This is a genomic window from Thiomonas arsenitoxydans, assembly GCF_000253115.1.
GTDB classification, from domain to species: Bacteria; Pseudomonadota; Gammaproteobacteria; order Burkholderiales; family Burkholderiaceae_C; genus Thiomonas; species Thiomonas arsenitoxydans.
In genome coordinates this window covers 2,683,360-2,708,924 of the sequence record NC_014145.1, presented here as the reverse complement: position 1 = coordinate 2,708,924, position 25,565 = coordinate 2,683,360, and the positions used below count along the sequence as shown (strand labels likewise).

General features: G+C 63.5%; 35 protein-coding genes and 1 tRNA gene. 6 read left to right on the top strand and 30 right to left on the bottom strand.

The features are described from left to right. Nucleotides 1-14 precede the first annotated feature (14 nt). The 5 genes from accC to THI_RS12670 all read right to left on the bottom strand — a co-directional run bounded on the left by accC (nt 15) and on the right by THI_RS12670 (nt 3,780). Nucleotides 15-1,367 carry an acetyl-CoA carboxylase biotin carboxylase subunit gene (gene accC, locus THI_RS12690; protein ID WP_013106657.1) on the bottom strand — a complete coding sequence of 451 codons (1,353 nt, stop codon included), beginning with the start codon at nt 1,365-1,367 and terminating at the stop codon, nt 15-17. Between the two features lie 161 nt (nt 1,368-1,528). After that, on the bottom strand, nt 1,529-2,020 hold the full coding sequence (accB, locus tag THI_RS12685) for an acetyl-CoA carboxylase biotin carboxyl carrier protein (protein WP_013106656.1): 492 nt from the start codon (nt 2,018-2,020) through the stop codon (nt 1,529-1,531). Nucleotides 2,021-2,060: 40 nt separating this feature from the next. Continuing rightward, entirely contained in the window at nt 2,061-2,510 is a 450-nt protein-coding gene (gene aroQ, locus THI_RS12680; protein WP_041609015.1) for a type II 3-dehydroquinate dehydratase, read from the bottom strand. Nucleotides 2,511-2,570: 60 nt separating this feature from the next. Next, complete coding sequence (locus THI_RS12675) at nt 2,571-3,104, bottom strand: TlpA disulfide reductase family protein (protein ID WP_013106654.1); 534 nt, start codon at nt 3,102-3,104, stop codon at nt 2,571-2,573. Nucleotides 3,105-3,159: 55 nt separating this feature from the next. Further along, the gene (locus THI_RS12670; RefSeq protein WP_041609014.1) at nt 3,160-3,780 is read right to left on the bottom strand and encodes a hypothetical protein; all 621 of its coding nucleotides are present in this window, start codon (nt 3,778-3,780) and stop codon (nt 3,160-3,162) included. 130 nt (nt 3,781-3,910) lie between these two features. On the opposite strand from THI_RS12670, the gene THI_RS12665 reads away from it, so the two are divergent. Together THI_RS12665 and THI_RS12660 are read left to right on the top strand one after the other, a co-directional pair. Beyond that, entirely contained in the window at nt 3,911-5,755 is a 1,845-nt protein-coding gene (locus THI_RS12665; protein WP_407830059.1) for an ATP-binding cassette domain-containing protein, read from the top strand. Between the two features lie 21 nt (nt 5,756-5,776). Further along, the gene (locus THI_RS12660) at nt 5,777-6,235 is read left to right on the top strand and encodes a PGDYG domain-containing protein (RefSeq protein ID WP_013106651.1); all 459 of its coding nucleotides are present in this window, start codon (nt 5,777-5,779) and stop codon (nt 6,233-6,235) included. 98 nt (nt 6,236-6,333) lie between these two features. Here the strand turns inward: THI_RS12660 and THI_RS18920 are convergent, their stop codons facing one another. Continuing rightward, nucleotides 6,334-6,717 (bottom strand): hypothetical protein, encoded by a 384-nt coding sequence (locus THI_RS18920; protein WP_013106650.1) that lies wholly within the window; start codon nt 6,715-6,717, stop codon nt 6,334-6,336. A gap of 179 nt (nt 6,718-6,896) precedes the next feature. After that, a complete protein-coding gene (locus THI_RS12650; protein WP_041609286.1) occupies nt 6,897-7,340 on the bottom strand; it encodes a hypothetical protein in 444 nt (147 codons plus the stop codon). A 164-nt stretch (nt 7,341-7,504) separates the two neighbouring features. On the opposite strand from THI_RS12650, the gene THI_RS19655 reads away from it, so the two are divergent. Both THI_RS19655 and THI_RS12645 read left to right on the top strand, forming a co-directional pair. Further along, entirely contained in the window at nt 7,505-7,636 is a 132-nt protein-coding gene (locus tag THI_RS19655) for a hypothetical protein (RefSeq protein WP_422125536.1), read from the top strand. Beyond that, nucleotides 7,611-8,897: a purine-cytosine permease family protein gene (locus tag THI_RS12645; protein WP_013106648.1), complete on the top strand. Its 1,287-nt coding sequence runs from the start codon at nt 7,611-7,613 to the stop codon at nt 8,895-8,897. Before THI_RS19655 ends, THI_RS12645 begins: the two co-directional genes overlap by 26 nt. On the opposite strand, the gene thiD is transcribed toward THI_RS12645, so the two are convergent. From thiD to THI_RS12540, 22 genes are all read right to left on the bottom strand, one after another. Then, entirely contained in the window at nt 8,894-9,754 is an 861-nt protein-coding gene (thiD, locus tag THI_RS12640; protein ID WP_013106647.1) for a bifunctional hydroxymethylpyrimidine kinase/phosphomethylpyrimidine kinase, read from the bottom strand. The genes THI_RS12645 and thiD overlap by 4 nt on opposite strands. Next, nucleotides 9,751-10,413 carry a thiamine phosphate synthase gene (thiE, locus tag THI_RS12635; protein ID WP_013106646.1) on the bottom strand — a complete coding sequence of 221 codons (663 nt, stop codon included), beginning with the start codon at nt 10,411-10,413 and terminating at the stop codon, nt 9,751-9,753. The genes thiD and thiE overlap by 4 nt, the downstream gene beginning before the upstream one ends. Continuing rightward, nucleotides 10,406-11,233: a hydroxyethylthiazole kinase gene (thiM, locus tag THI_RS12630; protein ID WP_013106645.1), complete on the bottom strand. Its 828-nt coding sequence runs from the start codon at nt 11,231-11,233 to the stop codon at nt 10,406-10,408. Before thiM ends, thiE begins: the two co-directional genes overlap by 8 nt. Nucleotides 11,234-11,292: 59 nt before the next feature. Then, entirely contained in the window at nt 11,293-11,763 is a 471-nt protein-coding gene (gene rlmH / locus THI_RS12625) for a 23S rRNA (pseudouridine(1915)-N(3))-methyltransferase RlmH (protein ID WP_013106644.1), read from the bottom strand. 37 nt (nt 11,764-11,800) lie between these two features. Next, entirely contained in the window at nt 11,801-12,574 is a 774-nt protein-coding gene (gene rsfS / locus THI_RS12620; protein ID WP_013106643.1) for a ribosome silencing factor, read from the bottom strand. Nucleotides 12,575-12,587: 13 nt separating this feature from the next. Beyond that, nucleotides 12,588-13,214, bottom strand: a complete 627-nt coding sequence (gene nadD, locus THI_RS12615; RefSeq protein ID WP_013106642.1) for a nicotinate-nucleotide adenylyltransferase — start codon at nt 13,212-13,214, stop codon at nt 12,588-12,590. Continuing rightward, entirely contained in the window at nt 13,211-14,140 is a 930-nt protein-coding gene (gene hemF, locus THI_RS12610; RefSeq protein WP_013106641.1) for an oxygen-dependent coproporphyrinogen oxidase, read from the bottom strand. The genes nadD and hemF overlap by 4 nt, the downstream gene beginning before the upstream one ends. Nucleotides 14,141-14,781: 641 nt before the next feature. Then, on the bottom strand, nt 14,782-15,000 hold the full coding sequence (locus tag THI_RS18510; RefSeq protein WP_079668503.1) for a hypothetical protein: 219 nt from the start codon (nt 14,998-15,000) through the stop codon (nt 14,782-14,784). Between the two features lie 15 nt (nt 15,001-15,015). Next, the gene (locus THI_RS12605; RefSeq protein WP_013106640.1) at nt 15,016-15,261 is read right to left on the bottom strand and encodes a hypothetical protein; all 246 of its coding nucleotides are present in this window, start codon (nt 15,259-15,261) and stop codon (nt 15,016-15,018) included. Beyond that, nucleotides 15,245-15,436: a hypothetical protein gene (locus THI_RS12600; protein WP_013106639.1), complete on the bottom strand. Its 192-nt coding sequence runs from the start codon at nt 15,434-15,436 to the stop codon at nt 15,245-15,247. The genes THI_RS12605 and THI_RS12600 overlap by 17 nt, the downstream gene beginning before the upstream one ends. Then, complete coding sequence (locus THI_RS12595) at nt 15,420-15,689, bottom strand: hypothetical protein (protein ID WP_013106638.1); 270 nt, start codon at nt 15,687-15,689, stop codon at nt 15,420-15,422. Before THI_RS12595 ends, THI_RS12600 begins: the two co-directional genes overlap by 17 nt. Next, complete coding sequence (locus THI_RS12590) at nt 15,686-15,898, bottom strand: hypothetical protein (RefSeq protein ID WP_041609013.1); 213 nt, start codon at nt 15,896-15,898, stop codon at nt 15,686-15,688. Before THI_RS12590 ends, THI_RS12595 begins: the two co-directional genes overlap by 4 nt. A gap of 12 nt (nt 15,899-15,910) precedes the next feature. Continuing rightward, nucleotides 15,911-17,836: a phage tail tape measure protein gene (locus THI_RS12585; protein ID WP_013106637.1), complete on the bottom strand. Its 1,926-nt coding sequence runs from the start codon at nt 17,834-17,836 to the stop codon at nt 15,911-15,913. 147 nt (nt 17,837-17,983) lie between these two features. Then, nucleotides 17,984-18,316 carry a single-stranded DNA-binding protein gene (locus tag THI_RS12580; protein ID WP_013106636.1) on the bottom strand — a complete coding sequence of 111 codons (333 nt, stop codon included), beginning with the start codon at nt 18,314-18,316 and terminating at the stop codon, nt 17,984-17,986. Further along, on the bottom strand, nt 18,313-19,002 hold the full coding sequence (locus tag THI_RS18150) for a hypothetical protein (protein ID WP_013106635.1): 690 nt from the start codon (nt 19,000-19,002) through the stop codon (nt 18,313-18,315). Before THI_RS18150 ends, THI_RS12580 begins: the two co-directional genes overlap by 4 nt. Further along, entirely contained in the window at nt 18,999-19,328 is a 330-nt protein-coding gene (locus THI_RS12570; RefSeq protein ID WP_013106634.1) for a helix-turn-helix domain-containing protein, read from the bottom strand. Before THI_RS12570 ends, THI_RS18150 begins: the two co-directional genes overlap by 4 nt. Continuing rightward, nucleotides 19,325-19,540: a hypothetical protein gene (locus tag THI_RS12565; RefSeq protein WP_141130590.1), complete on the bottom strand. Its 216-nt coding sequence runs from the start codon at nt 19,538-19,540 to the stop codon at nt 19,325-19,327. Before THI_RS12565 ends, THI_RS12570 begins: the two co-directional genes overlap by 4 nt. 92 nt (nt 19,541-19,632) lie before the next feature. Continuing rightward, nucleotides 19,633-20,391, bottom strand: coding sequence for a hypothetical protein (locus tag THI_RS12560; RefSeq protein WP_064971562.1), 759 nt, complete (start codon nt 20,389-20,391; stop codon nt 19,633-19,635). Between the two features lie 91 nt (nt 20,392-20,482). After that, entirely contained in the window at nt 20,483-20,872 is a 390-nt protein-coding gene (locus tag THI_RS12555; RefSeq protein ID WP_013106631.1) for a hypothetical protein, read from the bottom strand. Continuing rightward, nucleotides 20,865-21,173, bottom strand: coding sequence for a hypothetical protein (locus tag THI_RS12550; RefSeq protein WP_013106630.1), 309 nt, complete (start codon nt 21,171-21,173; stop codon nt 20,865-20,867). The genes THI_RS12555 and THI_RS12550 overlap by 8 nt, the downstream gene beginning before the upstream one ends. Before the next feature lie 101 nt (nt 21,174-21,274). Further along, the gene (locus tag THI_RS12545) at nt 21,275-22,537 is read right to left on the bottom strand and encodes a tyrosine-type recombinase/integrase (RefSeq protein ID WP_013106629.1); all 1,263 of its coding nucleotides are present in this window, start codon (nt 22,535-22,537) and stop codon (nt 21,275-21,277) included. A gap of 173 nt (nt 22,538-22,710) precedes the next feature. Continuing rightward, nucleotides 22,711-22,786: transfer RNA gene (locus THI_RS12540), tRNA-Ala, on the bottom strand. A gap of 152 nt (nt 22,787-22,938) precedes the next feature. Here THI_RS12540 and THI_RS12535 point away from each other — a divergent pair. Then, entirely contained in the window at nt 22,939-23,862 is a 924-nt protein-coding gene (locus THI_RS12535; RefSeq protein ID WP_141130589.1) for an alpha/beta hydrolase, read from the top strand. Here THI_RS12535 and THI_RS12530 read toward each other — a convergent pair. Next, entirely contained in the window at nt 23,846-24,739 is an 894-nt protein-coding gene (locus THI_RS12530) for an NAD(P)-dependent oxidoreductase (RefSeq protein WP_041609011.1), read from the bottom strand. The two genes, THI_RS12535 and THI_RS12530, sit on opposite strands and share 17 nt — an antisense overlap. A 252-nt stretch (nt 24,740-24,991) precedes the next feature. Between THI_RS12530 and ahpC the strand changes: the two genes are divergently transcribed. Then, nucleotides 24,992-25,555, top strand: a complete 564-nt coding sequence (gene ahpC, locus THI_RS12525) for an alkyl hydroperoxide reductase subunit C (protein WP_013106625.1) — start codon at nt 24,992-24,994, stop codon at nt 25,553-25,555. Nucleotides 25,556-25,565 lie beyond the last annotated feature (10 nt).

The following is a 25,565-nucleotide window of genomic DNA, read 5'->3' as shown; positions in this document are numbered from 1 at the left end:
TTGTTCAAACCCTATCAGGCGGTATGCCGCGCGGCGAGGTATTCCTCGAGGTAGTGGATGCTGGTGCCGCCTTCGATGAAGCGCGCATCCACCATGAGTTCGCGGTGCAGCGGGATATTGGTCTGGATGCCGTCCACCACCATTTCCGACAGGGCAATGCGCATGCGCGCGATCGCCTGCTCGCGCGTGGCGCCATGCACGATGATTTTGCCGATCATCGAGTCATAGTTAGGCGGCACGAAGTAGTTGGCGTAGGCGTGCGAATCGACCCGCACCCCCGGGCCGCCCGGGGTGTGCCACATGGTGATTCGCCCGGGCGACGGGGTGAACTTGTAGGGGTCTTCGGCGTTGATGCGGCACTCGATGGCATGGCCGTTGAGGTGCACGCCGCGCTGGCGCACGGTCAGCTTCTCGCCCGCGGCAATCCGGATCTGCTCGACCACGATGTCGATGCCGGTGATGAGTTCGGTAACAGGGTGCTCGACCTGCACGCGGGTATTCATCTCGATGAAGTAGAACTCGCCGTTTTCATACAGGAACTCGAAGGTGCCCGCACCGCGATAGCCGATTTTTTTGCAGGCATCCGCGCAGCGGGCGCCGATACGCTCGATCAGCCGCCGCGGAATACCAGGGGCGGGGGCTTCTTCGAGAATCTTCTGGTGGCGCCGCTGCATCGAACAATCGCGCTCGCCCAGCCATAGCGCGTTGCCGTGGGTGTCGGCCAGCACTTGAATTTCAATATGCCGCGGCTGGAGCAGAAACTTCTCCATATAGACCGCCGGGTTGCCGAACGCCGCGCCCGCTTCGCTGCGGGTCATGGTCACGGCGTTGAGCAGCGCGGCTTCGGTGTGCACCACGCGCATGCCGCGGCCGCCGCCGCCGCCTGCGGCCTTGATGATGACGGGATAGCCGATCGAGCGGGCGATGCGGGTGATTTCGCGCGGATCGTCAGGCAGCGCCCCCTCCGAGCCTGGCACGCAGGGCACGCCCGAGCGGATCATGGCCTGCTTGGCGCTGACCTTGTCGCCCATCAAACGAATGGAATCGGGACGCGGGCCGATGAAGGCGAAGCCGGATTTCTCCACCCGCTCGGCGAAATCCGCGTTTTCCGACAGAAAGCCGTAACCGGGGTGAATCGCCTCGGCATCGGTCACTTCGGCAGCAGAAATAATGGCCGGCATGTGCAGATAACTCTGCGCCGAGGGCGCCGGGCCGATGCACACAGCCTCGTCGGCCAGCCGTACATACTTCGCTTCGCGATCCGCTTCTGAATAGACCACCACGGTCTGGATGCCGAGTTCGCGGCAGGCACGCTGCACCCGGAGGGCGATTTCGCCACGGTTGGCGATAAGGATTTTTTTGAACATGCGCGTTGTCCGTTCAATGACAGGGAAGGGCGGAAGCGCCCGTTGAGCGCAGGAGCCGTGGTCAGGAGCGGGCGCTCATGTGTGCCTCGGTACTGCCAGGGTTTGCTCCCCTGGGGGAGTCAAGAAACCGGAAGCGGCCCTGCGCTCTCCTGAAAAAGCCATTACTCGATCACGAACAACGGCTGGCCGAATTCGACGGCCTGACCGTTTTCGCCCAGCACGGCCTTGATCACGCCGTCTTTGTCGCACTCGATTTCGTTGAGAATTTTCATCGCCTCGATGATGCACAGCGTCTGGCCGACCTTGACCGTGTCGCCCACCTCAACGAACGGCGCCGCCCCCGGAGAAGAAGAGCGGTAGAACGTGCCGACCATCGGCGACTTCAGCACATGCCCTTGCGCCTCCGGGGCGGGAGCTGCTTCAGCGGCGGGTGCCTGAGCTTGAGCGGGCATGGCCTGGGGCGCGGCGTATTGCATCGGGGCCTGAGACGCAAACTGTGATCCCAACTGAGCGGGCATCTGCGCGTATTGAATGATGGGCTGCGGCTGCGCCTTGACGATTCTGACCGTGCCTTCGGCTTCCGTGATCTCCAGCTCGGAGACGTTGGAATCGGAGACCAGGTCGATCAAAGTCTTGAGTTTGCGTAAATCCATGATCTGTCGTTAAGTCGCTGATAAGTGTCGCATTAGACCATCAATTTTTACGATTCCCAAGATCGACTACGGCATGGCGCAAGGCCAGGGAGTAGCCATGAGCGCCACAACCGCTGATGACGGCGGTGGCCAGATCGGAAAAGTAGGAGTGATGGCGGAACGGTTCGCGGCGGTACACATTGCTGAGATGTACTTCGATGAAGGGCAGGTCGGTGGCCGCGATGGCATCACGCAGGGCAACGCTGGTGTGGGTGTAGGCCGCAGGGTTGATGATGATGAAGCGCGTGCCGTCCAGGCGCGCCGCATGTAACCGATCAATCAGGTCGCCTTCGTGATTGCTCTGGAAAGTCTGCGCCTCCACCCCCAGTTCGGCGGCAAGGGTTTGCAGCGACTGATTGATATCGTCCAGCGTGGTCGCGCCATAAATGTGTGGCTCACGCTGCCCCAGCAGGTTGAGATTGGGGCCGTGGAGAACAAGGATGCGGGTCATGGAAGGGCGATTGAACAGGGTGGGATGAACGATGGTTGAACGCAACTCTGATGCGCGGGCTCAATGACCGGAGGGTACCGCTTCTTTCAGTTCGTCGAGAGAGGTTTTTCCCAGCTTTTGAAACACCACGTCGCCCTTGCCATCGAGCACCACGGTGAATGGCAGGCCCCCCTGCTTATTGCCCAGGCTGGTGCTCAGGGCGATGCCATTCATGCCGCCCAGCAGAATGGGGTAGCTCACCGGATGCTCTTTCAGGAAATTGCGCACCGCAGTGGGGTTGTCGAGCGCAATGCCGACCATCTCGATGCCTTTGTCTTTGTTCTGCTGATAAAACTTCGAAAAATCGGGCATTTCTGCGATGCAAGGCGGGCACCAGCTCGCCCAGAAATTGATCACCAGCGGTTTTCCGCGGTATTGCGACAGATCGATGGATTTTCCCTGCAGATCGTCGAGTTTGTCAGTGAAAAAAGACTTGACCGCATTGTTTTCAACCGCAATGGGCACGCTGCGTTCACGCTGAAACCAGGCATTGCCGAGCACCGCGGCGATGAGAAGGATGATGGCGGCAGAAATCCAGATATTGACTTTGTTCATGGGGTGGTGGTGTGGCAATCAGACTGCTCGCATTGTGCATGGCCGGGGAAAAGCTTCAGAGTCTCGGGTTTTCCCCATCGCTGGCGGGGGCGCTCAGGAGTTGCCTGAGCGCACGCAGCGTGCCTCTGGGCGTGCGCCCTTGCGCATCAGGCAGCAGGGCGCCGCGCACGTCCTTTTCCGGGTAAAGGCTCAGATGGGCAAGCACGGCTTGACGGTCATGCGGGGGCCAGTGCAGGGTGAGTTGTTCGACAAGGCCGCGCCCGGCGTAGTGCGGGGCTTCGCCGACCTGAAAAGCGATGCCGTGGTCGATGCAGTGAATTTCCACGCCCTTGCTGTCGTCGGTGAACAGCAGCACATGCAGATCGGTGTGTTCGTTGGCGGTGCCGTGCCAGACAGCCCCGGCCAGATGCGGATTGAACGCCGCAAACGCTTCCATCAGCGTCAGCGCGGCGCGGCGCAATTGCAGCAATTGCGCGGGTTGGGTGTCAGCATGAAACAGGGCGAGTTCTTCGCGCACCTGCTGCTCGATTTCATCGTTGCTGGGCAGCAGATCGTGCGCCACGCGTTCGCCCAGCAGGCGCTTGGCGGCCTTGCGCTTGGCCGTGCCGTAGTCCAGACCGTCTTCGACGATCAGCCGCGCGGCCAGCACGGCGAGTTCAGCGCGCAGGGAGTCCATCAAAGTATGGTAGCGGCGACCGACTGGCACAATGAGCGTCTTTCCTCAACAAACGCTACGCATGGCCGTCCTCTCCGTTTCAGATTTGTCGCTCGCTTTCGGCCATGTGGCCTTGCTTGATCATGCCGCCATGTCGCTGGAGGTGGGCGAGCGGGTGGGCCTGATCGGTCGCAACGGCACCGGAAAGTCATCCCTGCTGCGTATTCTGGCCGGGCTGGAGCCGCCCGACGATGGCCTGGTGCAGGTGCAGCAGGGTCTGCGCCGGGTGTATGTGCCGCAGGAGGCGGATTTTTCTGCCCAAGCCAGCGTGTTCGATGTGGTGAGCGAAGGCGTGGCCGAAGCCCGCGCCCTGCGCGACCGTTTCGAGCAGCACGCGCCCGAAGACGACCTCGACGCCCTGCAGACCCGTATCGAACTGCTCGACGGATGGAACTGGGAGACGCGCGTCGATCAAACACTGCAGCGTCTGCAACTCGACGGCACGACGCTCGTGGGCAGTCTGTCCGGCGGGATGCAAAAGCGCGTGGCCCTGGCGCAGGCGCTGGTGGCGGCGCCCGACGTGCTGCTGCTCGACGAGCCGACCAATCACCTCGATCTCGATGCCATCGCCTGGCTGGAAGAACTGCTCACCGGCTTTCGCGGCAGCCTGATTCTCATCACCCACGACCGGGCGTTTCTCGACGATGTGGCGACCCGCATTGTCGAACTCGATCGCGGCACGTTGCGCAGTTATCCCGGCAATTTCGCCGCTTATGAGGCGCGTAAGGAGCAGGAACTGGCCGATGAGTCGGTGATGAACGCCCGCGCCGACAAGCTTCTGGCGCAGGAAGAAGTGTGGATACGCAAGGGCGTAGAAGCGCGGCGGACCCGCAGCGTGAGCCGCATCAACCGCCTGGAGGCGCTGCGCAGCCAACGCGCGGCGCGGCGCGATTCGCTCGGGCGCGTCAAACTTGAGGTGGATGGCGGTCAGTCCAGCGGCAAGATCGTGGCCGAGTTGCAAGGCGTCAACAAGGCCTATGGCGACCGAGTGCTGGTGCGCGATTTTTCCGCCACCATTCTGCGTGGCGACAAGGTCGGCCTCATTGGGCCCAACGGCGCGGGCAAAACCACGCTGCTCAAGCTCATTCTGGGCGAGATCGAACCCGATAGCGGCACCGTGCGACAGGGAACGCGCTTGCAGATCGCCTATTTCGACCAGATGCGCGCCGTGCTCAACCTTGACGCCACCCTGGCCGACACCATCAGCCCCGGCAGCGAATGGGTTGAGGTGGCCGGGCAGCGCAAGCATGTGATGAGTTATCTGGGCGATTTTTTGTTCTCGCCCGCGCGGGCCAACTCGCCGGTCAAGTCGCTTTCAGGGGGGGAACGCAATCGCCTACTGCTGGCTAGGTTGTTCGCCCGCCCGGCCAATGTGCTGGTACTCGACGAGCCGACCAACGACCTCGACATCGACACGCTGGAACTGCTGGAGCAGTTGCTGCAAGACTTTCCCGGTACCGTGTTTCTGGTCAGCCACGACCGTCGCTTTCTCGACAATGTGGTCACCAGCACGATAGTGAGCGAGGCCACGCCGGAAGACCCTGGCCGTTGGCGCGAATACGAGGGCGGCGTCTCCGACTGGCTCACCCAATCGCAGCGTGCCCGCGCCTTGCAGGCGCAGCTGAATAAATCGGCCGCAGGCGGGGCGGACAAACGCGGCGCGGCGCCCACCAAATCGGCTCAGGCACAGCCGCCCATTCCCCCCGTACCGGCCAAGCGCAAGCTGAGCTACAAGGAACAGCGGGAGCTGCAGGAACTACCCGGCCGCATAGCCGCGCTGGAGGCGGAGCAGAAATCGCTTTCCGATCAACTGGCCGACCCGGCGAGTTATACCTCTGCCACGACGCGGATCAGCGAGATGCAGGAACGTTACGCGCAGATCGACGAAGAACTGCTCCACGCCCTGGAACGCTGGGAAGTGCTCGATGGCAAGTGAGAGACGGTGAACAAATCCGCCATGACCGAAAACGAACCCAGCGCGCCGCTGTTGCAAAACGTCGATTTGCGCATCGACCCGCAGGCAGCCACCTACATCAAGCATGAGACCGTGCAGGTGCAATTCGCCGTCGATTCCGGCGAATTGACCAGCCGCGAAGGCCCCAATCGTTACGCAGCGGGCGATGCCATCATCACCGGCGCCACCGGCGACCGCTGGAGCGTGTCGCGCGCCCGTTTCGAGGCGCGCTACCAAGCCCTCGCGCCGACGTCCATGGGACAGAATGGCGCTTACATCAACCAGCCCATTCCCGTTCTGGCGCGGCAGATGCCCACACCGTTTCGCATGGCCCGCAGCGCTGGCGGCGATCTGCTGCGCGGCAACCCCGGTGATTGGCTGCTGCAATACGCGCCGGGCGATTACGGCGTGGTGGAGCAGGGACGGTTTGCGCAGGTTTACCGGAAAGTCGCGCCTCCTTGAGCGCCCCCAGGGCTGGGCTGTGCCCAGCCCGCCCCCCGTGGGGGTCAAGGAAAGTTGGGGCGGCCCGGCGTTTCCTTGAGAAGGCCGACTGAGCTGAATCATGGTTTCGCTGCGCCGCCCGGCCCCATGCCGCCGCCGCCAGGGCCCATGCCTCCGCCGCCAGGACCCATGGCGCCACCTGAGCCCATGCCTTGATGCATGCCTTGCGCCGGGGGCGCATCAGGCAGCTTGACGCCGCGCTCCTTCGCACGTTCCTGCATCAGCTTGTGATGTTCTGCCCGGATCTGTTCCCGCTGCTCTGTGGTTTTCGCCTCGCGCATTTTGAGTCGGTATTCACGACGCTCCTTCTGCGTCATCAACTGGCTACCGTAGATGGTTTCCTGCTTTTGGGTTTGAGCGTAGGCAGAAGTTGCGGTCAGCCCTCCACCTGCGAGCAGGATGCTGAGAGACAAGGCAGTCAAAAATGGCTTGGTGGCAATCATGGCACTCTCCTGAAAAAGTTTTGAGTCAAGGTTGACTCGCAGTCAGGCTAGGCGTTTGCGAAACACGGGGATTGATGCGCGTCAATAATTTGGGGCGCGCAACTTCAGGGCCGATCAAGCGATTGCGCGAGCACGGAGCGCCGCCGCTGCGTTCGTTTTCGGTACCCAGCGCGGCGGGCTTACTGATCATGAGGTTTCGTGAGAAATGGTCCGCCCTTCGCATAGGCTTCCCGCTCGAATCGGTTGGCGAGGTAGGCATCGCGCCCGCGCAGGGTTTGCCACAGGCTCTCCAGCAAATAGGCGGGCCCGAAAAATGGGCCCCAATGCTCGTATTGCCGCACATGCACGCGCTCGTGAGCGCGCAGCCGCTGCATGGCGGGGGCGTCGACCGCGAGGATGACATGTCCCAGAGTGAGGGCGACGAGGCGATGGCGGTTGGGCAGGCGCTGCACCCAACGGCCCAGTTGCCCTCCCGTGCATTCCAGGGTGTGGCCGCTGCGGCGCAGCCGGGCGCCCAGCGCACAGGCGGGTAGGGCGGCGAGCAGGCCGAGCAGCGAATAGGGCGCGGCCCAGAGCTGGCGTGCGGCCAAGGTCAGGCGGTGGCGAGAGCGGATCGGGCGCATGGGTAGACGCAGGTCAGGCGGCATAGCTTAGCCGTGCTCCGGCGCTGGCGTGGTGCGGCTCGTAGGAGTCATCCTGCCTACAATCGACGCCGTGTCGCAATCCTGCGGCGCAACGCTGGGGGTGCGGGGCTGCGGCAGTAGGCAGCTTCGCTGAGAGAGTCCCTTTGAACCTGATTGAGGTCATCCTCGCGCAGGGAAGCAGGGTGGGCAGCGCGTGCTATGGCGCGCATGGCCCGGCCGGGTTTCTGCGCGAGCACGCAGAAATGGGTCATGGCAACACACACAACTTCAAGTGACGCGGCGCACGCGTCCAATGCCTCGGTTCCCGCGGCGGAACGTATTTTCACCTTCACCGATGCCGCCGCGCTGTGGTTCAGTCTGGGGGTGGGGCTGCTGGTCATGCAGGTGGGCGCGTATCTGCGTCCGGGCTTGAGCCTGCCGCAGGCGGCCGGGGCGATTGCGCTGGGGTCCTTGCTGGGCGCGGGTTTGCTGGCCTGGGTGGCGGGGATCGGCAGCCAACACGGTCTGTCGAGTTCGGCACTGATCGGGCGCACGCTGGGGCAGCGCTTCGCCATGCTGCCCGTGGCGCTCAATGTGGTGCAACTGCTGGGCTGGACGGCGTTCGAGCTGGTGATCATGCGCGATGGCACCCGCACCATCGTCGAGCAGGTGTTCGGTGCACGCGGGGCCTGGGTGCCTGTGGTGGCGACGCTGGCCTGGGGCTCGTTGCTGCTGGTGCTCGCCAGCGGGCGGATGATCGGGCTGGTGCGGCGTTTCGTCAGCCGCGCGGCAATGCCGCTGATCGTCGCCTCGCTGCTCTGGCTGAGCTATCAGTTCGGACTCAAGGCCTGGCAGCACGGCTTTGCCGCGCTGTGGGTGCAGCCGGGCGTCGGTTCGATGAGCTTGCTGGCGGCAGTGGATCTGGTGATCGCCATGCCAGTGTCGTGGCTGCCGTTGGTGGCCGACTATGCCCGCTACGGGCGCCACGCCGGCGCCACGGCGCGCGGCACCTGGCTCGGCTATGCCGCGGCGAACATCTGGTGCTACGCCCTGGGCGTGCTGGTCATCAGCGTGTCGCCTGCCAATATCGACATGCTTAGCACCCTGCTGCTGGCTCAGGGCGGATTGATTGCGCTGGGTTTCATTTTGGTGGATGAGGTGGACAACGCCTATGGCGACGTGCATTCGGGCGCGGTATCGACCAACTTTCTCAACGACCGCTGGAGCATTCGTCGTATTGGCATGACCTTGGTGCTGCTGGCCACTGCGGCGGCGCTGGCGCTGCCGATGCACGCACTTGAGCCCTTTCTGCTCACCCTGAGTTCAATTTTCGTGCCGCTGTTTGGCGTGGTGATCGCGCAGCTGGCACCGGGTTTGCCGCCGCAGAGCAACTTGCGCTGGGGGCCGATGAGCGTGTGGTTACTGGGCATCGGCGTGTTTCAGTTGGGCACGGTGTGGTGGCCGAATTGGGGCTCGGCCTTGCCCAGCCTGGCCTTCACATTGCTGGCGGCGGGTGCGCTGCGCTGGCGCGAGGCGCGGGCGCCCGCGGCGGCTTAGAGCGGTAGGCGCTTCGTCGCCAAAGGTGCGTGACCGTGGTTGAGCGGGCCGTGGCCGTGGCCGAGTTGCATGTCGGCCCCGGCGAGCAGCGCTTTTCGCACATAGTCCCGACCATGCGCCACGGCATCGGTCAGCGTCTCACCCAGGGCGAGATAGCACGCGATGGCCGATGACAGGCTGCAGCCCGTGCCGTGGGTGTTGCGCGTGGGGATGCGCGGCGCTTCCCAGCGCCGCACTTCTCCATCGGGCAGACGCAGCAAGTCGGTGAGCTGCGGGCCGGGCAAGTGGCCGCCCTTGAGCAGCACCGCGTGAGCGCCCAGCACATGCAGCCGATTGGCCGTGTCTTCCAGCGCGTCGGCGTTGATGGTGTCCAGCCGCAGTAGCCAGGCGGCTTCGTCGAGGTTGGGGGTGATCAGCGTGGCGAGGGGAAAGAGCTCATCAACGAGCCGGTCCACGGTGGATTCGGTGATCAGCTTGTCGCCGCTGGTGGCGACCATCACCGGGTCGAGCACCACATGGGCGAAACGATGGCGGCGAATGGCGTCTGCCACCACCCGCACCACGCCCACATCGTGCAGCATGCCGATTTTCACCGCATCCACACCGATGTCTTCGACCACGGCGTCGATCTGCTGCGCGAGCAATTCGGGCGGCAGCGCCTGAATGGCGCGCACGCCTTGCGTGTTCTGCGCCGTGATGGCGGTGATGGCCGTCATGCCATAGCAGCCCAGCGCGGCCATGGTTTTGAGGTCGGCCTGGATGCCGGCGCCGCCGCCGCTGTCGGAGCCAGCGATGCTCAGCACGCGGGCGTAACGCGCGACGGTAGGGGTGTCTTGCAGGGGTTCGGTCGCGTTCATGAATGGACGAAGGTGGACGAGTCGGTGAGCTGGCGCAAGGCTTGCGCGGCGGCAGCGGGGTCGGGCGCGGCGCACAGCGCCCGCACCACGGCCAAGCCGTCGGCGCCTGCGGCCAGCACTTGCGCGGCATTGTTCAGATCGATGCCGCCAATGGCGATCAAAGGCAGATCGGTGAAGGCACGCATCGCCCGCAGCCCTTCGAGGCCGAGTGCGGGGGCGGTGTCTTGTTTGCTCGGGGTGGAAAACACCGGGCTGACGCCGAGGTAATCCACCGGCATATCGGCTGCCGCGCGCACCTGCTCGGGGTTTTCGACCGACAGGCCGATGAGGGCGTGCGGCATCAACCGTCGCACGTCTTCGGGCGGCAGATCGCTCTGGCCGACATGCACGCCGTCTGCGCCCGCGGCCAGCGCCACATCGAGCCGGTCGTTGATGATCAGCGGCACCTCCAGCGGTGCGAGCAGGGCCTTGAGCGCGCGGGCGCGTTCGACGAAAGGCCGGGTGTCGAGCTGCTTTTCGCGCAACTGCACGCAGGTGGCCCCGCCCCTCACCGCTGCGGCGACCACGGCCTCAACGCCGCGCGGGCCGCACAGGGCGGCGTCGGTGACCAGGTGCAGCCGCAGCGCGGCCAGGGGCCAGCGACGGGCGGAATCAGTCATCGGTTTGCAGGCGCAGGCGCGCGTGGAAGGTTTCGGCGTCCAGAAGTTGCAGGCCGTCGAGCAGGGCGATTTGCAGCTGGCCGACGCCGCGGCCCTGCGCTTGCACTTGCGCGGCGGCGACTTCGCCGACCACACCGAGATAGGCCATCGCGGCGATGGTGGCGTGAAACGCGTCGGGCTGCACCGCGCAGAAAGCACCGATCAGCGCCGTGGCTGAGCAGCCCACGCCCGTGACTCGGGTCATCCACACATGCCCGTTGGACAGGCGCACATGACGGCCATCGGGCGCGAGGATGTGGTCGGTCGCGCCACTCACGCAGACCACAGCGCCCAGGCGGGCGGCGAGCGTGCGGGCGGTCTGCACCGCGTCGTCCGACGCGGCGGCGCTGTCCACGCCGCGGGTGGCCGCCTCCACCCCGGCGACACTGAGAATCTCCGAGGCGTTGCCGCGCAGCACCGTGGGGCTGCCCGCGGCGAGCAACTCGGCAACGGCGCGGTTGCGGTAGGGCGTAGCTCCGGCGCCCACCGGGTCGAGCACTACCGGAATGCCGCGTCCGCGCGCCGTCTGCAACGCCATGACCATGGCCTCGATCCACTCCGGCGACAAAGTGCCGATATTGAGCACCAGCGCCTGAGCGATGCCGGCCATGTCGCGCACCTCTTCGCGGGCGTGCGCCATCACCGGCGCGGCGCCCAGCGCCAGCAGGGCATTGGCGTTGTAATTCATCACCACGAAATTGGTGATGTTGTGCACCAGCGGTTGTTGCTGGCGCACGGCGAGCACATCGGCCCAGAGAGAGTCGGCGTTAGGGAATGGCATGATGTTTAGCAGCGAAGTCCAGCCCTGATTATCGCCGTGCGCGGCGCGGCGGCAGGCCGTCAGGCGCGGTGATAGGGATGGCCGCTGAGCAGGCTGTGCGCGCGGTAAAGCTGTTCGGCCAGCAGCACCCGCACGAGGCCGTGGGGCAGGGTGAGATCGGAGAGCCGCAGCAAGGTGTCGGCCTTCTGTTTAAGGCGCGGGGCCAGGCCATCCGCGCCACCGATGACCAGCGCGACGTCGCGGCCCTCCTGGCGCCAGTGCTGCAAGGCTTCAGCCAGCGCGGCGGTGGTGAGTCGCTGGCCGCGTTCATCGAGGGTGACGAGGCGCGCGCCCGCTGGCACGGCGGCCTCGATGCGCTGCGCCTCGCGTTCCATCACCGCTTCGGCACTGATGCTGGAGCTGCGCGCCTCTGCCTTGATCTCCTTGAGAAGCAGGGGCGTTTCGGGCGGCAGGCGCTTGGCGTAGTCGGCATAGGCTTCGTCCACCCAGCGCGGCATGCGCTGGCCCACGGCGAGCAGCCAGAGTTTCATGCGGAGCCCGACGGCGGGTCAGCCAGCCGCGAGGCGGTCAGGACGCCCGCTTTTTGGCCGCAACGCGCTTGGTCTGCGTTGGGGACGCGGCTTTCTTGGCCGCGGGGCGCTTGCCCGCAGCGGCGGTGGATTTGCGCGCGGCGGGTCGTTTGGCGGCAACCGGTGCCTCGGCGGGCTGCGCCCGCTTGCGGGCCGGAGCCACCGGGGCGGAGCGAGCGCCCGCAGCCGTGCCGACCACGCGGGTCACGCGTTTTTTCTCGGTGCCGGTTTCGCCATACGGCGAGGTGCGCGCGGGGGCGGTTTTCGCCGCGGCCTTCTTGGCGGCTGGACGCTTGCGGACGACGGTTTTGCTGGCCGCGCTCTTGCGGGCCGCGGTTTTCCGAGCCGGCGCCTTGGTGTCGTCTTCGGGCTTGTCGGGGCGGCTGTCCGGACCCTTGGCGGCCACTTTCGCGCCGACCCGTTTGGCGCCGCCGAGCTTGAGGTGAACCGGCTTGGCGCCCCACAGTTCTTCGAGCTTGTAATACGCACGGATCGCGGGCTGCATGATGTGCACCACCGCGCCGCCGCAGTCCACCAGCACCCACTCGCCGGTTTCTTCGCCTTCGGGATTGCGCACCGCGAATCCGGCGGCTTTCACGCTGTCGCGCACACTGCTGGCCAGCGCGCGCGTCTGGCGGTTGGACGTGCCGCTGGCGACGATGACCCGGTCGAACAGGCTGGTGAGTTCTTCGGTGTTGAACACCTCGATGTCCTGGGCCTTGACGTCTTCCAGAGCGTCGACGATGGTGCGTTGCAGTTTCCGGATGTCCATGCTGATGAGTGCGTTATGAGTGCGTGTAAAGGCGATGTTGATCAATGTAGTGTGCCACAGCGGCAGGCGCCAGCCCGGCGAGCGATTCGCCTTGGGCGAGATGGCGGCGGATGCGCGTGGCCGAGAGATCAATCTCGGGCATGGACAGGCGGTGCAGGAGATGCCCACTGGCGGCCAGGGCTTCAACGAGTTGAGGCGGCGCCTTGTCGTCGTAGCCCGGTCGGCGCGCGGCGGCCAGATCGACCTCGGCCACGATATCTTCCCAGCCGTTCCAGGTCGGGAGGTTGCGCAACTGATCGGCGCCCAGAATGAAGGTGAACGCCGCGTCTGGATGCGCGGCGCGCAACTCGCGCACGGTGTCGATGGTGTAGCTCGGCCCCTGACGCTTGAGCTCGATGTCGCAGGCGCGCAGGCCGGTGCGTCCGGCGATGGCGAGATTCACCATGTCCCAACGCTGTTGCGGGCTCGCCGCCAGCGGGTCGCGCTGCCAAGGCTGCCCGGCGGGGATGAACCAGACAGCGTCGAGCGCCAACTCGCTGCAGGCGCTCTGCGCGAGCTGCAGGTGTGCGTTGTGAATCGGGTCGAAACTGCCGCCGAGCAAACCGATGCGCCGGGGCTTTGCCGAGGCGACGCCATTCATGCAGCGGCCCAATCCCGCGGCTTGAGAAAGGTGTCGTACAGCTGCGCCTCGGGCGAGCCCGCCTCGGGGTGCCAGTCATAGCGCCACTTCACAATAGGCGGCATCGACATGAGGATGGATTCGGTGCGCCCGCCCGACTGCAGACCGAAGTGCGTGCCGCGATCCCACACCAGATTGAACTCGACATAGCGCCCGCGGCGGTAGGCCTGGAAGTCGCGCTCGCGTTCGCCGTAGGGCAGGGCGCGACGCCGCTCGACGATGGGCACATAGGCCGGCAGGAAGGCATCGCCCACGGCGCGCATCAGGGCGAAACTCTGCTCGAAGCCGCCCTCGTTGTAATCGTCAAAAAACACACCACCGATGCCGCGCGGCTCGTTGCGATGCTTGAGAAAGAAGTATTCGTCACACCACGCCTTGAAGCGCGGATAGTGGTCATCGCCAAACGGCGCAAGCGCCGCCTGGCAGGTGCGGTGAAAGTGGCGGGCGTCGTCTTCGAAGCCGTAATAAGGCGTGAGATCCATACCGCCGCCGAACCACGCCACCGGCGCCTGGCCTTCGGGTTCGGCCATGAGCATGCGCACATTCATATGCACCGTCGGCACATAGGGGTTGGTCGGGTGGAACACCAGCGAAATGCCCAGCGCCTCAAACGGCGCTCCCGCCAGTTCGGGCCGGTGCTGCGTGGCCGAAGGCGGCAGCTTGGGGCCGCGCACATGCGAAAAGTTGCAGCCCCCGCGCTCGAGCAGACCGCCAAACTCGATCAGACTGCTGATGCCCTCGCCCTGCAGCGGCGAGTCGGCGGGGCGCGTCCACGTATCGCGGCGAAAGGGCTGACCGTCCGCAGCTTGAAGCGCTTCGAGGATGCGGGCCTGGAGATCGAGAAGGTAAGAGCGGACCTGTTCGGTTTGCATAGCAGCGGTTTGCATGACAGTAAAGCCCGCGCCATGCGCCAGGCTCATTTCAGAAGGTCACAATTCTTTCACGATTGCCGAGCGCCCGACGCGCAAAACAAAAGCCCAGGCGCTGGCCTGGGCTTGGGTGTTTGGTGGCCGAAGGGCAATCGGACTATCAGGCTAAGTGACTGAAATAAAAAGGTTTCATCTTCGTGCGACAGCGTGAATACCGTCGAAAATACCGTCTTCTAGGCGTCGCTGCCCCTGCGTCACACCACAGAAACAGCCCAGCTCCAGCAGACGTGCAGTGTATCGGCGGGTGTTGTTCAGTGCCGACAGATCGGGTTGAAAAATTAATGCAAGATAAGCGGCTCGTAGATCGAGCGCATCCGCTTATGGGGTTGGTTTCGAGAATCGCTCAGCGGCCTGCAAGCCGTGCATGCAGAAAACCCGGTGGGTTTCGTCCATTGCCGCATGCAAGGGGCTTCGAAGGGGCTTTGAAGGGGCTTCTGTCCCGTGTGCGTTCCGTGTCTGTCCCGTGGGACACCGCCGTATGCGGAATGGCATTTGCCATTCTTTTGCTATGCCATTTGCTATGCCGTCGGGAAGTGTCCGCACCACAGGCGCAAAAAAACCCGGCGCAATGGCCGGGCGGCGGTTTATCTGCCGATGCACTACCGGCGGCGCTGCAATAGCTCGGCCAGCTTCGCCCGTGTCTCGGCACGCCATGCACGCATCCACGTTTCACCGCGCCATATGCCATGCGTGAGGCTATTCGCGCTGGCTCTGGCCTTGCCTGCGGCTGTGCGCGGCCCCGTGCTGCGCTCCCACGGCTTCCACCGTCTGATGGCCTCGGCTTGCTTGGCTCGCGCTTCGTCAGTCCATCGGGGCATGGTGAATAGTCCGTTTCAGAACGGCAGCTTGTCGAAGTGCAGCACGTCGCGCAAGTAGTGCCACACCTCGCGCTCTGCCGGGGTGCAATCGTCAGGCGGCTCTTGATCTTTGGCGTCTACAGAGTTCGCCATGCGAACGAAGGCGGCTTCGCCGATGCGCAAAATGCGCAGCAGCTCGGCGTCTGTGCACTCGCGTGCGTCGTGGGGCACCTGGCGCTGCTGCTCCAGTCGTTGCAGGCGGCTTTCAAGGTTGCGCGTCATGGCGTGCCTCGCTTGCTGCGGGAATGCGTAGCACGATGCCCGGCTGCGCATCCTCCACCCAGTCCCCTGCGTCATTGCGTCCGACACCGAAGATCAGCACATCCACAGCGCCAGCAGAGCGCGGTCGAGCGATGCGCTCCAGGCGTTGCAGGCGGGTCTCAAGGTTTTTGCTCATGGGTCATCTCCAATGCGTCGATGCGCTTCTCGATCACGGCAAGCTCAAACACCCGCACCATTTGGCCTAAAACGTAGGCCAGCTTCGTTCCCTCGCCAGATTCCAGCCGTCCGGCGCGCATGTCGTTGTAGACGCGGCCCATCTCCAAGCGCAGGTCATCAACGGTATGAAGGCGCACCTTTTGCCGGGGGATAGGGTCGAGTACCTCGCAAGTGCTGGCGCTGATTGCAGGCGTTTTGCGTTTCGCGCTCATCGCTGCCCCAGCGCGCGCTGCTGTGCCCGATAGTCGGCCTCGGCGCGTGCCAAATCCTCGCGGTATAGCTCTGCGCACCGGGCAAGCAGCTTTGCACGCAGCGACAGATCGTCGTTGCATGTGCTTGCGACATGCTTAATTCGCATGAAGTGCGCGCGCTGTGCGTCCGCCTCGAATTGACGGCGGGTTTTCGGTGGTGCTGTTGTCATGGTGCAGTCCTTTCAGGGTTGTGGCGCGGCTGCGCCGGGGGGGGTATCGGGCTTCGCGAAAATTCGCGAATGCTCTCGAGCCGTCGCGCAACGTGCCTCCATCAGCGCATGCCTCCGGTCAAAGCCGGGGAGGGCATCGCCAGGGACGAAATCGCGTCGTTCGGGCCGATGGGGGATCGCTCCGCGCCTCGGCTGAGGTACTGCGTCACGCTTTCGTGCAAGGTGCGACTGTCGAGCCTGGTCTGATGGTTGACCTGCACCATGATCGGGGGGGGGGCTGACAAAGCCCTCTGAGCGTCGCTGCCAACTCGTATCGTCGGGATCGTGAAAGCCGCTTCCCATGCCGCCAAGCCAAGTCGGTGCGTCTTTGGCCCAAATCCTGAACGCGCCGTCGAGCAGATGACTTTGTGACAGGGCGGTGTCCAGGCCTGTCTTATGCATCGCCCATTTCGTCGCCTCGTAGGCTGCCCATCCGACACCGGCCAGTGCCGCGACAGGCCCCGCCAGCTTGGCCAGCGCACTGGCGGCATTTGCGATACCTGACGCACCGCCTGCCGTCTCGAAGGCCAGCGCCAGACCCAAGCCTCTGAATGCTGTGGTGGCCAGCGTTACCGTGCCACTGATCGCCAAGCCTGCGCCCAGCGTGACCAGCGCACCAGCGAGAATCTTGGTGGCCGTGGCGTGCCGATCCATCAGGCCGGTAAGGCTTGTGATCAGGTGCGTCAGACCAGTGAGGGCTTCTGTGGCGTAGGGCAGCACCGTGCCGCCGAAATTCACCTTTGCCGTAGTCCACGCCGCGCCCGCCGCGTCGTATTGGCCCTGTGCGGTCTTGCTGTACCGGGAAGCTGCTTGGTCGATGTTGTCGGTTTTGGCGATCTGCGCGGATTTGGCGGCCAATCCCGGCAAGTTCTGCAGCAGAGTGGTGAGGATGCGCGCTGCGGTGCGGTTGCTTGTGATGTCGTTCAGCAGCCCGATTTGCTGATCCAGTGTGGTGTACCCGTGCGCAATGGCGGTCGGTAGGAAGTAGTCCTTCAGCCACTCTGCCGGGTCTTTCTGCAGCGTGCTGGTGCCAAGTACTGCGCCGGGCATCAGTCGTTTGATGTTGCCGTTCTTCGCCCGAATGGTCTTGTGCAAATCCAGCAAATTCAGCTTTTGCAAGGTTTGGATGATCTGGCTGTTGCCGATCAGCATGCGGCCTTCAATCAGGTTGTTGTACGCGCTCATTAGCCCGGTGCCGGTCTGGCGCCCGCCCATCTCCTGCAACACGGGTTCCAAGTTGCGCAGACCCTGCATACTGAGTAATTTGAACGCTACGCCCCCTGTCGAGGCGAGACCTCGGAAGTCGGCACCGGTAAGCCGCCACCCTGAAAACGCCGCCATTTGCCAGAACTCGTTCGCAGCGGCAAGAATCTTGTGCGGGTGCGTCATGCCCTCGCGTTGTTCAGCGGCGCGCAGCATGTTCAGCGCATCGGTGTGCGCGGCAGTCGGTTCTAGGCCGTACATCCGGGCCGCGAACGGCACGCGGGCCAGCGTAGGTGCCAGCAACTTGGCTTCGCTCAGGTGTGGCGCAATCGCCAGGGCGTCGCGAAGGGCTTCCGTGGTTTGGATGATTGAGGCGCCCATGATCTTCATGCCCGCAGCCGCTTTCGCCGCCTGCTGCGTGATTTGGTCGCCAAAACCCATCGCGCCAAGACGGGCAATCTGCTGCTGATATTCGTTGGCCGCCTCCACAGCGGGCTTGAAGGCAGCGAGTATGCCAACCCCCAGGCCCGTCTCTCCAATCCCGATAGCGGCTGATTTGCGCAGCTTCTCAAGGCGGCCTTGCAGGTGAACCACGTCGCGGTCAGCGATGCGCATGCGGTTCGATAGGGCGAGCAGTCCGGCTGTCACGCCGTCTTGGAGCTTGAGGTGAACGCCGATTTTGTAGGCTTCAAACATTGAATTTCCTTTCAGTGAAAGCGCGCGTTTTGGGCCGCGTGTGGTTTTGGGGTGGATTTGCAGGTCATGCGAGCAGTGCCGGGTCGAGGGTGTCATTCATGGATGGGCCTTTCAGGGTTGTGGCGTTGCGCCAGGTGGATAACGGGGTCATAGGGCGTCTGCGGCAGACTTGCGCTGGCGCTGCACCGCATACGTCGTCAGCACCGCATGGGCCTGCATGTCGAGCACCGGGCGCGGCTCGCCTTGTGGCGGCGTCCATACCTTCGGCGTGAGCGTTCCGGCGATGTGTACCGGCTCGCCAGCGTGCAGCGCCAGCAAGGCAGCGCCTGCCGCCTTGTCGAAGCAAATCACGTTCACGAACAAGGCTTCACCGCTTTGCATCGGCGTGCGCACCTTGCGCACCACAAACGGCTTTCCAGCTTGGCCGGTTTTCTGTTCGGCGGTGCCGTGCAGCGTGCCACCTATCAGGGCGTCGATCACGTCAGTCTCCAGTTCAGTGGGCGAAGTCGGGCCGCCGTCCTCATTCCAGGCAATGCAGCCCTTTGGAATTGCAATGCAGGGAATGGCTTATTAACTTGTGTCTGCGCGGCAGAGTAGGGGGCAGCCTCAAAAGTGCCATTTCTGCTCTGCGCGGCAGACTTGGCGGGGGTGTCCCCTAGTCTGCGCGGCAGAGTAGAAACGGGCTTTCCTACTCTGCGCGGCAGATGGCCGTTTTGTTTTTCCGGCTCCACCGGATCGGCAGACTTCGCCTTTTTGACGCGGGGCTGGAATAGCTCTTTCACGGGCAGCAGGTACGCGCCGGGGTGATATTGATGCGCGCCGATGTCCAGGCCGACAAAGTTCGTCACGGCCAGCCATGTCATGGCGTAAAGATGGCTCCCGTTGCGCAGGCCGCCGTGCCGCGTCTGAACGATCAGGCCGTAATGCAGCAGTTCGTCGCGCGATCGATACAGCGATGCAATGCACCAGCCCCGTCCAGTCAGCCAGCTTTGCGACAGACGAATATGGCCGTTGTTGTTGCCGGTGTGTTGCCGCATCAGCTCGAACACCAGGGCCTTCGCCAGTGGGCTGCAAGCCTGAAATGCGGCGCTATCAAGCAACGAATGCGGGATAGGCGAATACCGGCCCGATACGGCCTCAGAAGGGGCGTGGCGCTTTTTGCTCACTGGAGCGCATCCTCGCCTGATCCGCCCCAGATATACAGCCCGACGCGGTGAGGTTTACCGCAATCGGTTGTGCGCGTTACCCAAACCAGTGTGATGGGCTCACCCAGCGCTCGCAGCTCGAAGACGCGGGCCGCTGGCATCAGGATGTCCAGCTCCCTGCGGGCCGTGAGCGTGTCGATCTGACCATGCTCTTGCAGGTGCCGCAAAAGCCTTGCGCGCTGCTGGGCCGCACCGTTACCATGAAACAGTTGTTCGTTCTCGTCTGCCCCGTTACCCGCGCCGCAAGCCTCCGACAAGGCTGCGGCGCTTCTGTTTGGGGCGCTCATTGATCGTCTCCAAACAGCTTGATCAGGTCGGAGCCTGAAACGACGGTAGCGCGGGTGCCGATCTTGCGACTCGCAAGACGCCCGCTCGCTATTTGCTGGTAAAGCCAAGTCTTACCGACTGGCACAAGGCCGCGCCGCGTAGGCGTGCTGAAGGTTTCGGCCAGACGGTACCAGGCGCCGGGCTCAATGGTTCGTTGGGGTTGGGTTTTCACGATTTTCCTTTCAGGTTGAACGTGGCTCGCTATCGTTCGCTGCGAGCCATGCGCCATACCCTGCCAGAGAAAATCTGAAAAAGCTGTCGAGCCTATACCTTCGGTTTTGACAACCTCCTACCGCTCGACAATTTCATCAACCTGAAGTGCGCGCTTTTTTGGGGCTTTGCGCGCTTTGTTGCCTTGACGACCTGCGCCTGTTGCCGGGGCTTTTTGGCCTGCACAATCTCTTGTTTAGATGACGCCCTCCGTTTTGCGGCAGCCGCGATGCGCTCGACCCATGCTTTTTGATGCGGGAGGCCCTTGAGGAACCCCTCCCACGCGGCCAGCGCCGTCGGACGCGACACACCGAGTTCTGCGCCCACACGCTCAAGCAACGCGGACTTGCTGATGAACCGCCGGTCGTCCTGCATGTCAAGATACCGCTGAATCATCAGTTCTTGCACCCTCCACCAAGCCGCTTGTCGCTTAGCAGCGCTGGGCGAAATCCGACCTACCCTGAGCGCTGCTACAAGTTCCGTCAGGTGGTCGGCATGACCGCTCCATCTTTCAAAAACTCTGTTCAGATCATCCACCACATCATCGAGGTCGCTCAGAAGCAGCTCGCGCTGCTCTGCGAGCACGTCGCTGCCCGATTTCCATATGTGGCCGCGCCCTGCTTGATCGCGCGATGAAGATGCGGCCTCGGCCCGCTGGGCTTCTGGATCGGCTCGCCACGCGGCAGCGGCTTTTCTGTGTAGCTGATACGCCCTGAACAGGGCAACTCCGCCCTTGTGGGAGTGATATTGCATCATTGCCACGTTGGCTTCCATCCATAGGAGCAGCCAAGCGGGCCGTTTGTCTGATGCCATGCGATCCCTTTCGCACATCCCTGATGGGGTGCCCGGCCCGCCCGCCAGGGTCGCGGGTTTTCGGGGATCAGCCTAGGCCGGGCAAAACGGGTCAGGCGGCTAGCTTTGCCGCCGTTTTGGATGGCGCCGAGAGTAGCTCGCACAGCAAATGCAGAGTGTTTTCGACATCCGCTATTTCGACCGGATCGAATGTCTTGTGATTGTCCTCAAGCATCCGCCAAGTCTTAACGTTCAAGACGGCAATCAGGGCTTTCGCTTGAAACCAGCCCAGGCCCTCGTCGAGATCAACGTCTCCTAATTCGTTGATCTTGCGCCACTGATCACCCAGCAGCGTTATAGCCGCCTGCAACTCCTCTACCCCAAGCGTCGAATCATCATGCCGACACAAAACGGCGTTCAGCGTCAGGCGCACAACTGAGCGCATGCGTTGAACTTGGGCTGCAATGTCGGATTTGGTGTTCTCTTTGGCTACTTCAAGCATGGTTGTTCTCCTTTTGAATACGCAGGTCGTCTGCCACATCTATCAGTGCACGCAGTTCTGACGCCTTGTCTCTGATCGCCCAGGCGAAGCTCTCGAGAATGTCTCTGTTGAAGTCCAGCGCCTCGCTGAGAACAGTCGCCATGCCTTCAAGCTGAAGGACGCAGCGATCAATGTTGTCTTGAATGTTCAGATGGGTCACATCTTGGCGCAAGACGTAGATGTCGCTCCATTTATGCGGCGTGCGTTCATTTAGCCCGTGCGTTTTGATTACTTCGATAGTGGTAAGGTCTCGGTCAGCCATGATTCACCTCTTTCATAGGTGGGTTGTGGTCAGGGCGTCCCGGTGTGACTGCACCAGGGATGCCCGCTTTGCCTGAAACCGTCAGGCAGCGGTGTTGATCGTCAGGCTGCGCCACGGATCGGAATGATTTCCGCGCCGGTCTTGAGTTTGTCGAGGTAATCGCTCCACGCCTGCATCATCTGCTGGCGCTGCTTGAGGAATTTCGTCCGGTTGTAGCTGGTGCCCAGCGCATCGGGCACGGCGTGCGCAAGCTGGTGTTCGATCACGGCAGGCTCATAGCCCAGGTGTTCATGCAGGATGGTGCGCGCCACAGATCGCCAGCCATGCCCGGTCAGTTCGGTGCGGGTGTCGATGCCCAGGCGTCGATAGGCGGCGTTGATGGCGGCGTCAGACATGGGCTGTGTCGGTGCGCGTCCGACGAACACCCAGCCTGCGGGCAAGTGGCCTGTCAGCGGGTGCAGGTCGCGCAGCAGCGCCACGGCCTGCCGAGACAGGGGAACAAGATGTTCCGTCTTGGTCTTGCTCACGATGTAGCGCCACTGCGCGCGGTCGAGGTCAACATCCTCCCAGCGCATGGTGCGCAGTTCGCCGGGCCTGCAAAACACCATCGGCAGCAGCTTGATGGCGGTGGCCACAATCGGCGTGCCCTTGAAGGCGTCGAGCGCGCGCAGGATGGCGCCCACGGCCTGCGGATCATCTGCCGGTGAAGCCATGTGTTTGGGGATGTAGGCGGGCAATGCTCCGCGCAGGGCTTGTGTGGGATCGTTGACGGCGCAGCCTGTGGCGATGGCATAGCGGATCACTTGGCCGATGTTCTGCTGCGCGCGGTGCGCGGTTTCCAGCACGCCACGGCCTTCAATCCGGCGCAGCACGGCCAAGATGTCCGGCGCGGTGATTTCGGCAACAGGGCGGCGGCCAAGATAGGGGAACACGTCGCGCTCAAGGCGGCGGACAACCTTGTCCCGATGGCTGGCGGCTTTGGCGTCGAGGTGGCGTGCAATCCAGTCGCGTGCAACGGTTTCAAACATGCCGGGTAGCGGCTTGCCTTCGCTCACCAGGGCAGCGTGCTCTGCCTCGGCTTTCTGTTCTGCTTTGCGCTGTTGTTTGGCGTCTGCCGGGTCAATGGGCGGATCAGCGGCAAGCATTGCACGCGCATCTGCATGGCGCTTGCGGGCTTCGGATAGCGTCACATCGGGATACGCGCCCAGCGCCAGCGTCTTGCGCTTGCCCGCAAAGCGGTAGTCATACCGCCAAAGTTTGCCGCCGGATACCGTCACCAGCAGGTACAGCCCTTTTTCGTCGGGCAGCTTGCGCGGCTTGTCGGTCGGCTTGGCTTGGCGAACGGCGGTATCTGTCAGCGGCATGACGGTATTTCCTCGGTCGATACCGTCAAAAAAGACGGGATACCGTCCAAGATACCGTCAGGAAATACCGGCTGTCAACGCACTGCGGCGCACTGCTACGAACGAAAAAAGGCCGTAAAGCGTTGATTTCTCTTTGCTTTACGGCCTTCTGCGTACTGCTACGAACGTGTTGATGGTGGACCGAAGGAGGATCGAACTCCCGACCTCTGCATTGCGAACGCAGCGCTCTCCCAGCTGAGCTATCGGCCCGAAAAGCAAAATCATAACCGACGCCGGGAAGCGGGATCGATTGCCGGGGGTGGGTGATTGGTAACGAACGGTATCTCAGGTGGTGAGGTGCGACTTCCCGGCCTACCATCAAGCCGTCATAAATCCGTATTCGAACCCGGTGGGGTGGGATGATGCGTTACGACGCTGCGGTGCTCGACCGCCAATTCAACAATCGTGAGCTGGTGCCCGACTGGGCCGACTATCTCGCGCGCTGGAAGCGCGACTCGCAGGAGGCGCGGTTGAACTGGCCCTGCCTGCTCGATCTGCCGTATGGCGATTCGATTGCGCAGACGCTGGACTGGTTCGCCCCGGCCGCGACGGGGTTGGCGCCCTGTCTGGTGTTCATCCACGGCGGCTGGTGGCGTTCGCTGGACAAGGCTGATCACAGTTTCATCGCGCCGCCGTTCGTGGCGCGCGGAGTGCATGTGGTGGTGGTGAATTACGCGCTTGCCCCCGGGGCGACGTTGCAGCAGATCGTGGGCGATGTGGTGCAGGCGCTGGCGTGGGTCTGGCGCCGGGCGGAAGACTTTGGCGTGGATCGTTCGCGCATCGTTCTGGCGGGGCATTCTGCGGGCGCGCATCTGGCGGCCATGATGCTGGCCTGCCGCTTCGATTGGTACGGCGACGATCTGCCGGCCCAGATTCCAGCGGGGGCTCTCGCGTTGTCGGGGGTGTACGACCTGGAGGCGGTGCGCAAGACGGCGTTTTTGCAGCGCGATCTGAAGCTCACGCAACATTCGGCGCGGGCGATGTCGCCGGCGTGGTTACCTCCCGCCGGGCCGGCTGCGCTGGCCTTGGCGGTGGGCGCTGACGAGTCTGAGGCTTTTCACGCGCAGGCCCGGTTGATGCACCGCCACTGGCCCGGATCGGGCAAGACGCTGGTCGCTCCGGGCGCGCATCACTTTTCGGCGCTGGACGCGCTGGCGCAGCCGGGGTCTGCGTTGCACAGCCGTCTGTGGGATCTGATCGGGACGCGAGAGCGCGAGCGCGTGAGCGAAACGGCCGACGCCGCCAACACCGTCGATTCCGCGCAAGACCTCACTCCGGCCGATTGAGCCCGTCCTGTTGCGACTCCAGCACCCGCAACAGGCTGGAGGTGTCGTCCCGTCCCCAGCCGGATTGCATCAGCGCATCGAGCTGGCGCTGTACCTGTTCCAGTGCGGGCAGATGCAGCCCGGCGGCCTGGGCCGATGCGGCGATCAGGCCGAAGTCCTTGGCGTGCAGCCGGGCTTCGATGCCCGCGGCGAAATCGCGCTGCGCCATTTTCGGGCCCATCAGATCGAGCATGCGGCTGCCGGCAAAACCTGTGGAAATGGCGCCGAGCACCGCGTGGGCGTCCACGCCTTGCCGCGTGGCATAAAGCAAAGCCTCGGCGATGGCTTCGATGGTGACGACCTGAATGAGTTGATTGCAGGCCTTGGCCACCTGGCCGCTGCCGCTGGGCCCGAGGTGGCGCACGTTTTGGCCGAGGGCGCGCAGCAAGGGAAGGGAGCGGGCGAACACTGCGGCATCGCCGCCGACCATGATGCTCAGGCTGGCTTGCTTCGCGCCGTTCACGCCGCCCGACACGGGGGCGTCGAGAAAATGCAGCCCGGCGGCCCGCAGGGCCTGCCCGATTTCACGCGCCCCTTCCGGTGAGATGGTGCTGTGGTCAACGCACACCGCGCCGGGCTGTGCGCCATGCATAGCGCCCTCCGGCCCGCAGAGCACATTGCGCACGTCTTCGGTCGAGGTGACGTTGGTGAAAATGAATTCGGCGCCGCGCGCGGCCTCTGCCGGGCTGGCGCAAAGCTGAACGCCCAGCTCGGCCGCGGCAGTGCGGCTGCTGTCGCTGCGGGCATAGGCTTTGGCGCTGCAGCCCAGTTGCAGCAAATGGCCCAGCATGGGCGCACCCATGGCACCCAGGCCGATGAAAGCAATTGAAGTCGTCATGTCGGACAAGTTAGAGTTTGATTTGCCTTTTGCTTCGCGGCCTCAAAATATCGGCAAAGGTGGACGAAAGGGCGAGCGGCATAAGCAAGGATAAGGAAGGCATAGGGGCCTTCTATAGCCTGAATTGAAAGTGTCCATTGGACGTTCAGGGACGCGTTCTCTACAGTGTGCACTGCAACATAAATGAAGGTAAAACCTTCTCTACAAGGTCGGCGACAGCCGAACGTCAACAGCAACCTCAAGGAGTTTCACATGTCTTTGATCAACACTGAAGTCAAACCTTTCAAGGCCACCGCTTTCCAGAACGGCAAGTTTTTCGACGTGACCGAGGCCAGCCTGAAGGGCAAATGGTCGGTCGTGGTGTTCTACCCCGCCGACTTCACCTTTGTCTGCCCGACCGAGCTTGAAGACCTGGCCGACAACTACGACACTTTCAAGGCTCTTGGGGTGGAAATTTACAGCGTTTCGACGGATACGCATTTCGCCCACAAAGCCTGGCACGACACCTCCGAAGCGATCAAGAAGGTGAACTATCCGATGATCGGCGACCCGACCGGCGCGCTGACCCGCAACTTCGATGTGATGATCGAAGAAGAAGGCCTGGCGCTGCGCGGCACCTTCCTGATCAACCCGGAAGGCGTGATCAAGCTGTGCGAAATCCACGACAACGGCATCGGCCGCGACGCCAAGGAACTGCTGCGTAAGGTGCAGGCCGCGCAGTATGTGGCCTCGCATCCGGGCGAAGTCTGCCCGGCCAAGTGGAAGCAAGGCGCGGCCACGCTCAAGCCTTCGCTGGATCTGGTCGGCAAGATCTGATTGTCGGCTC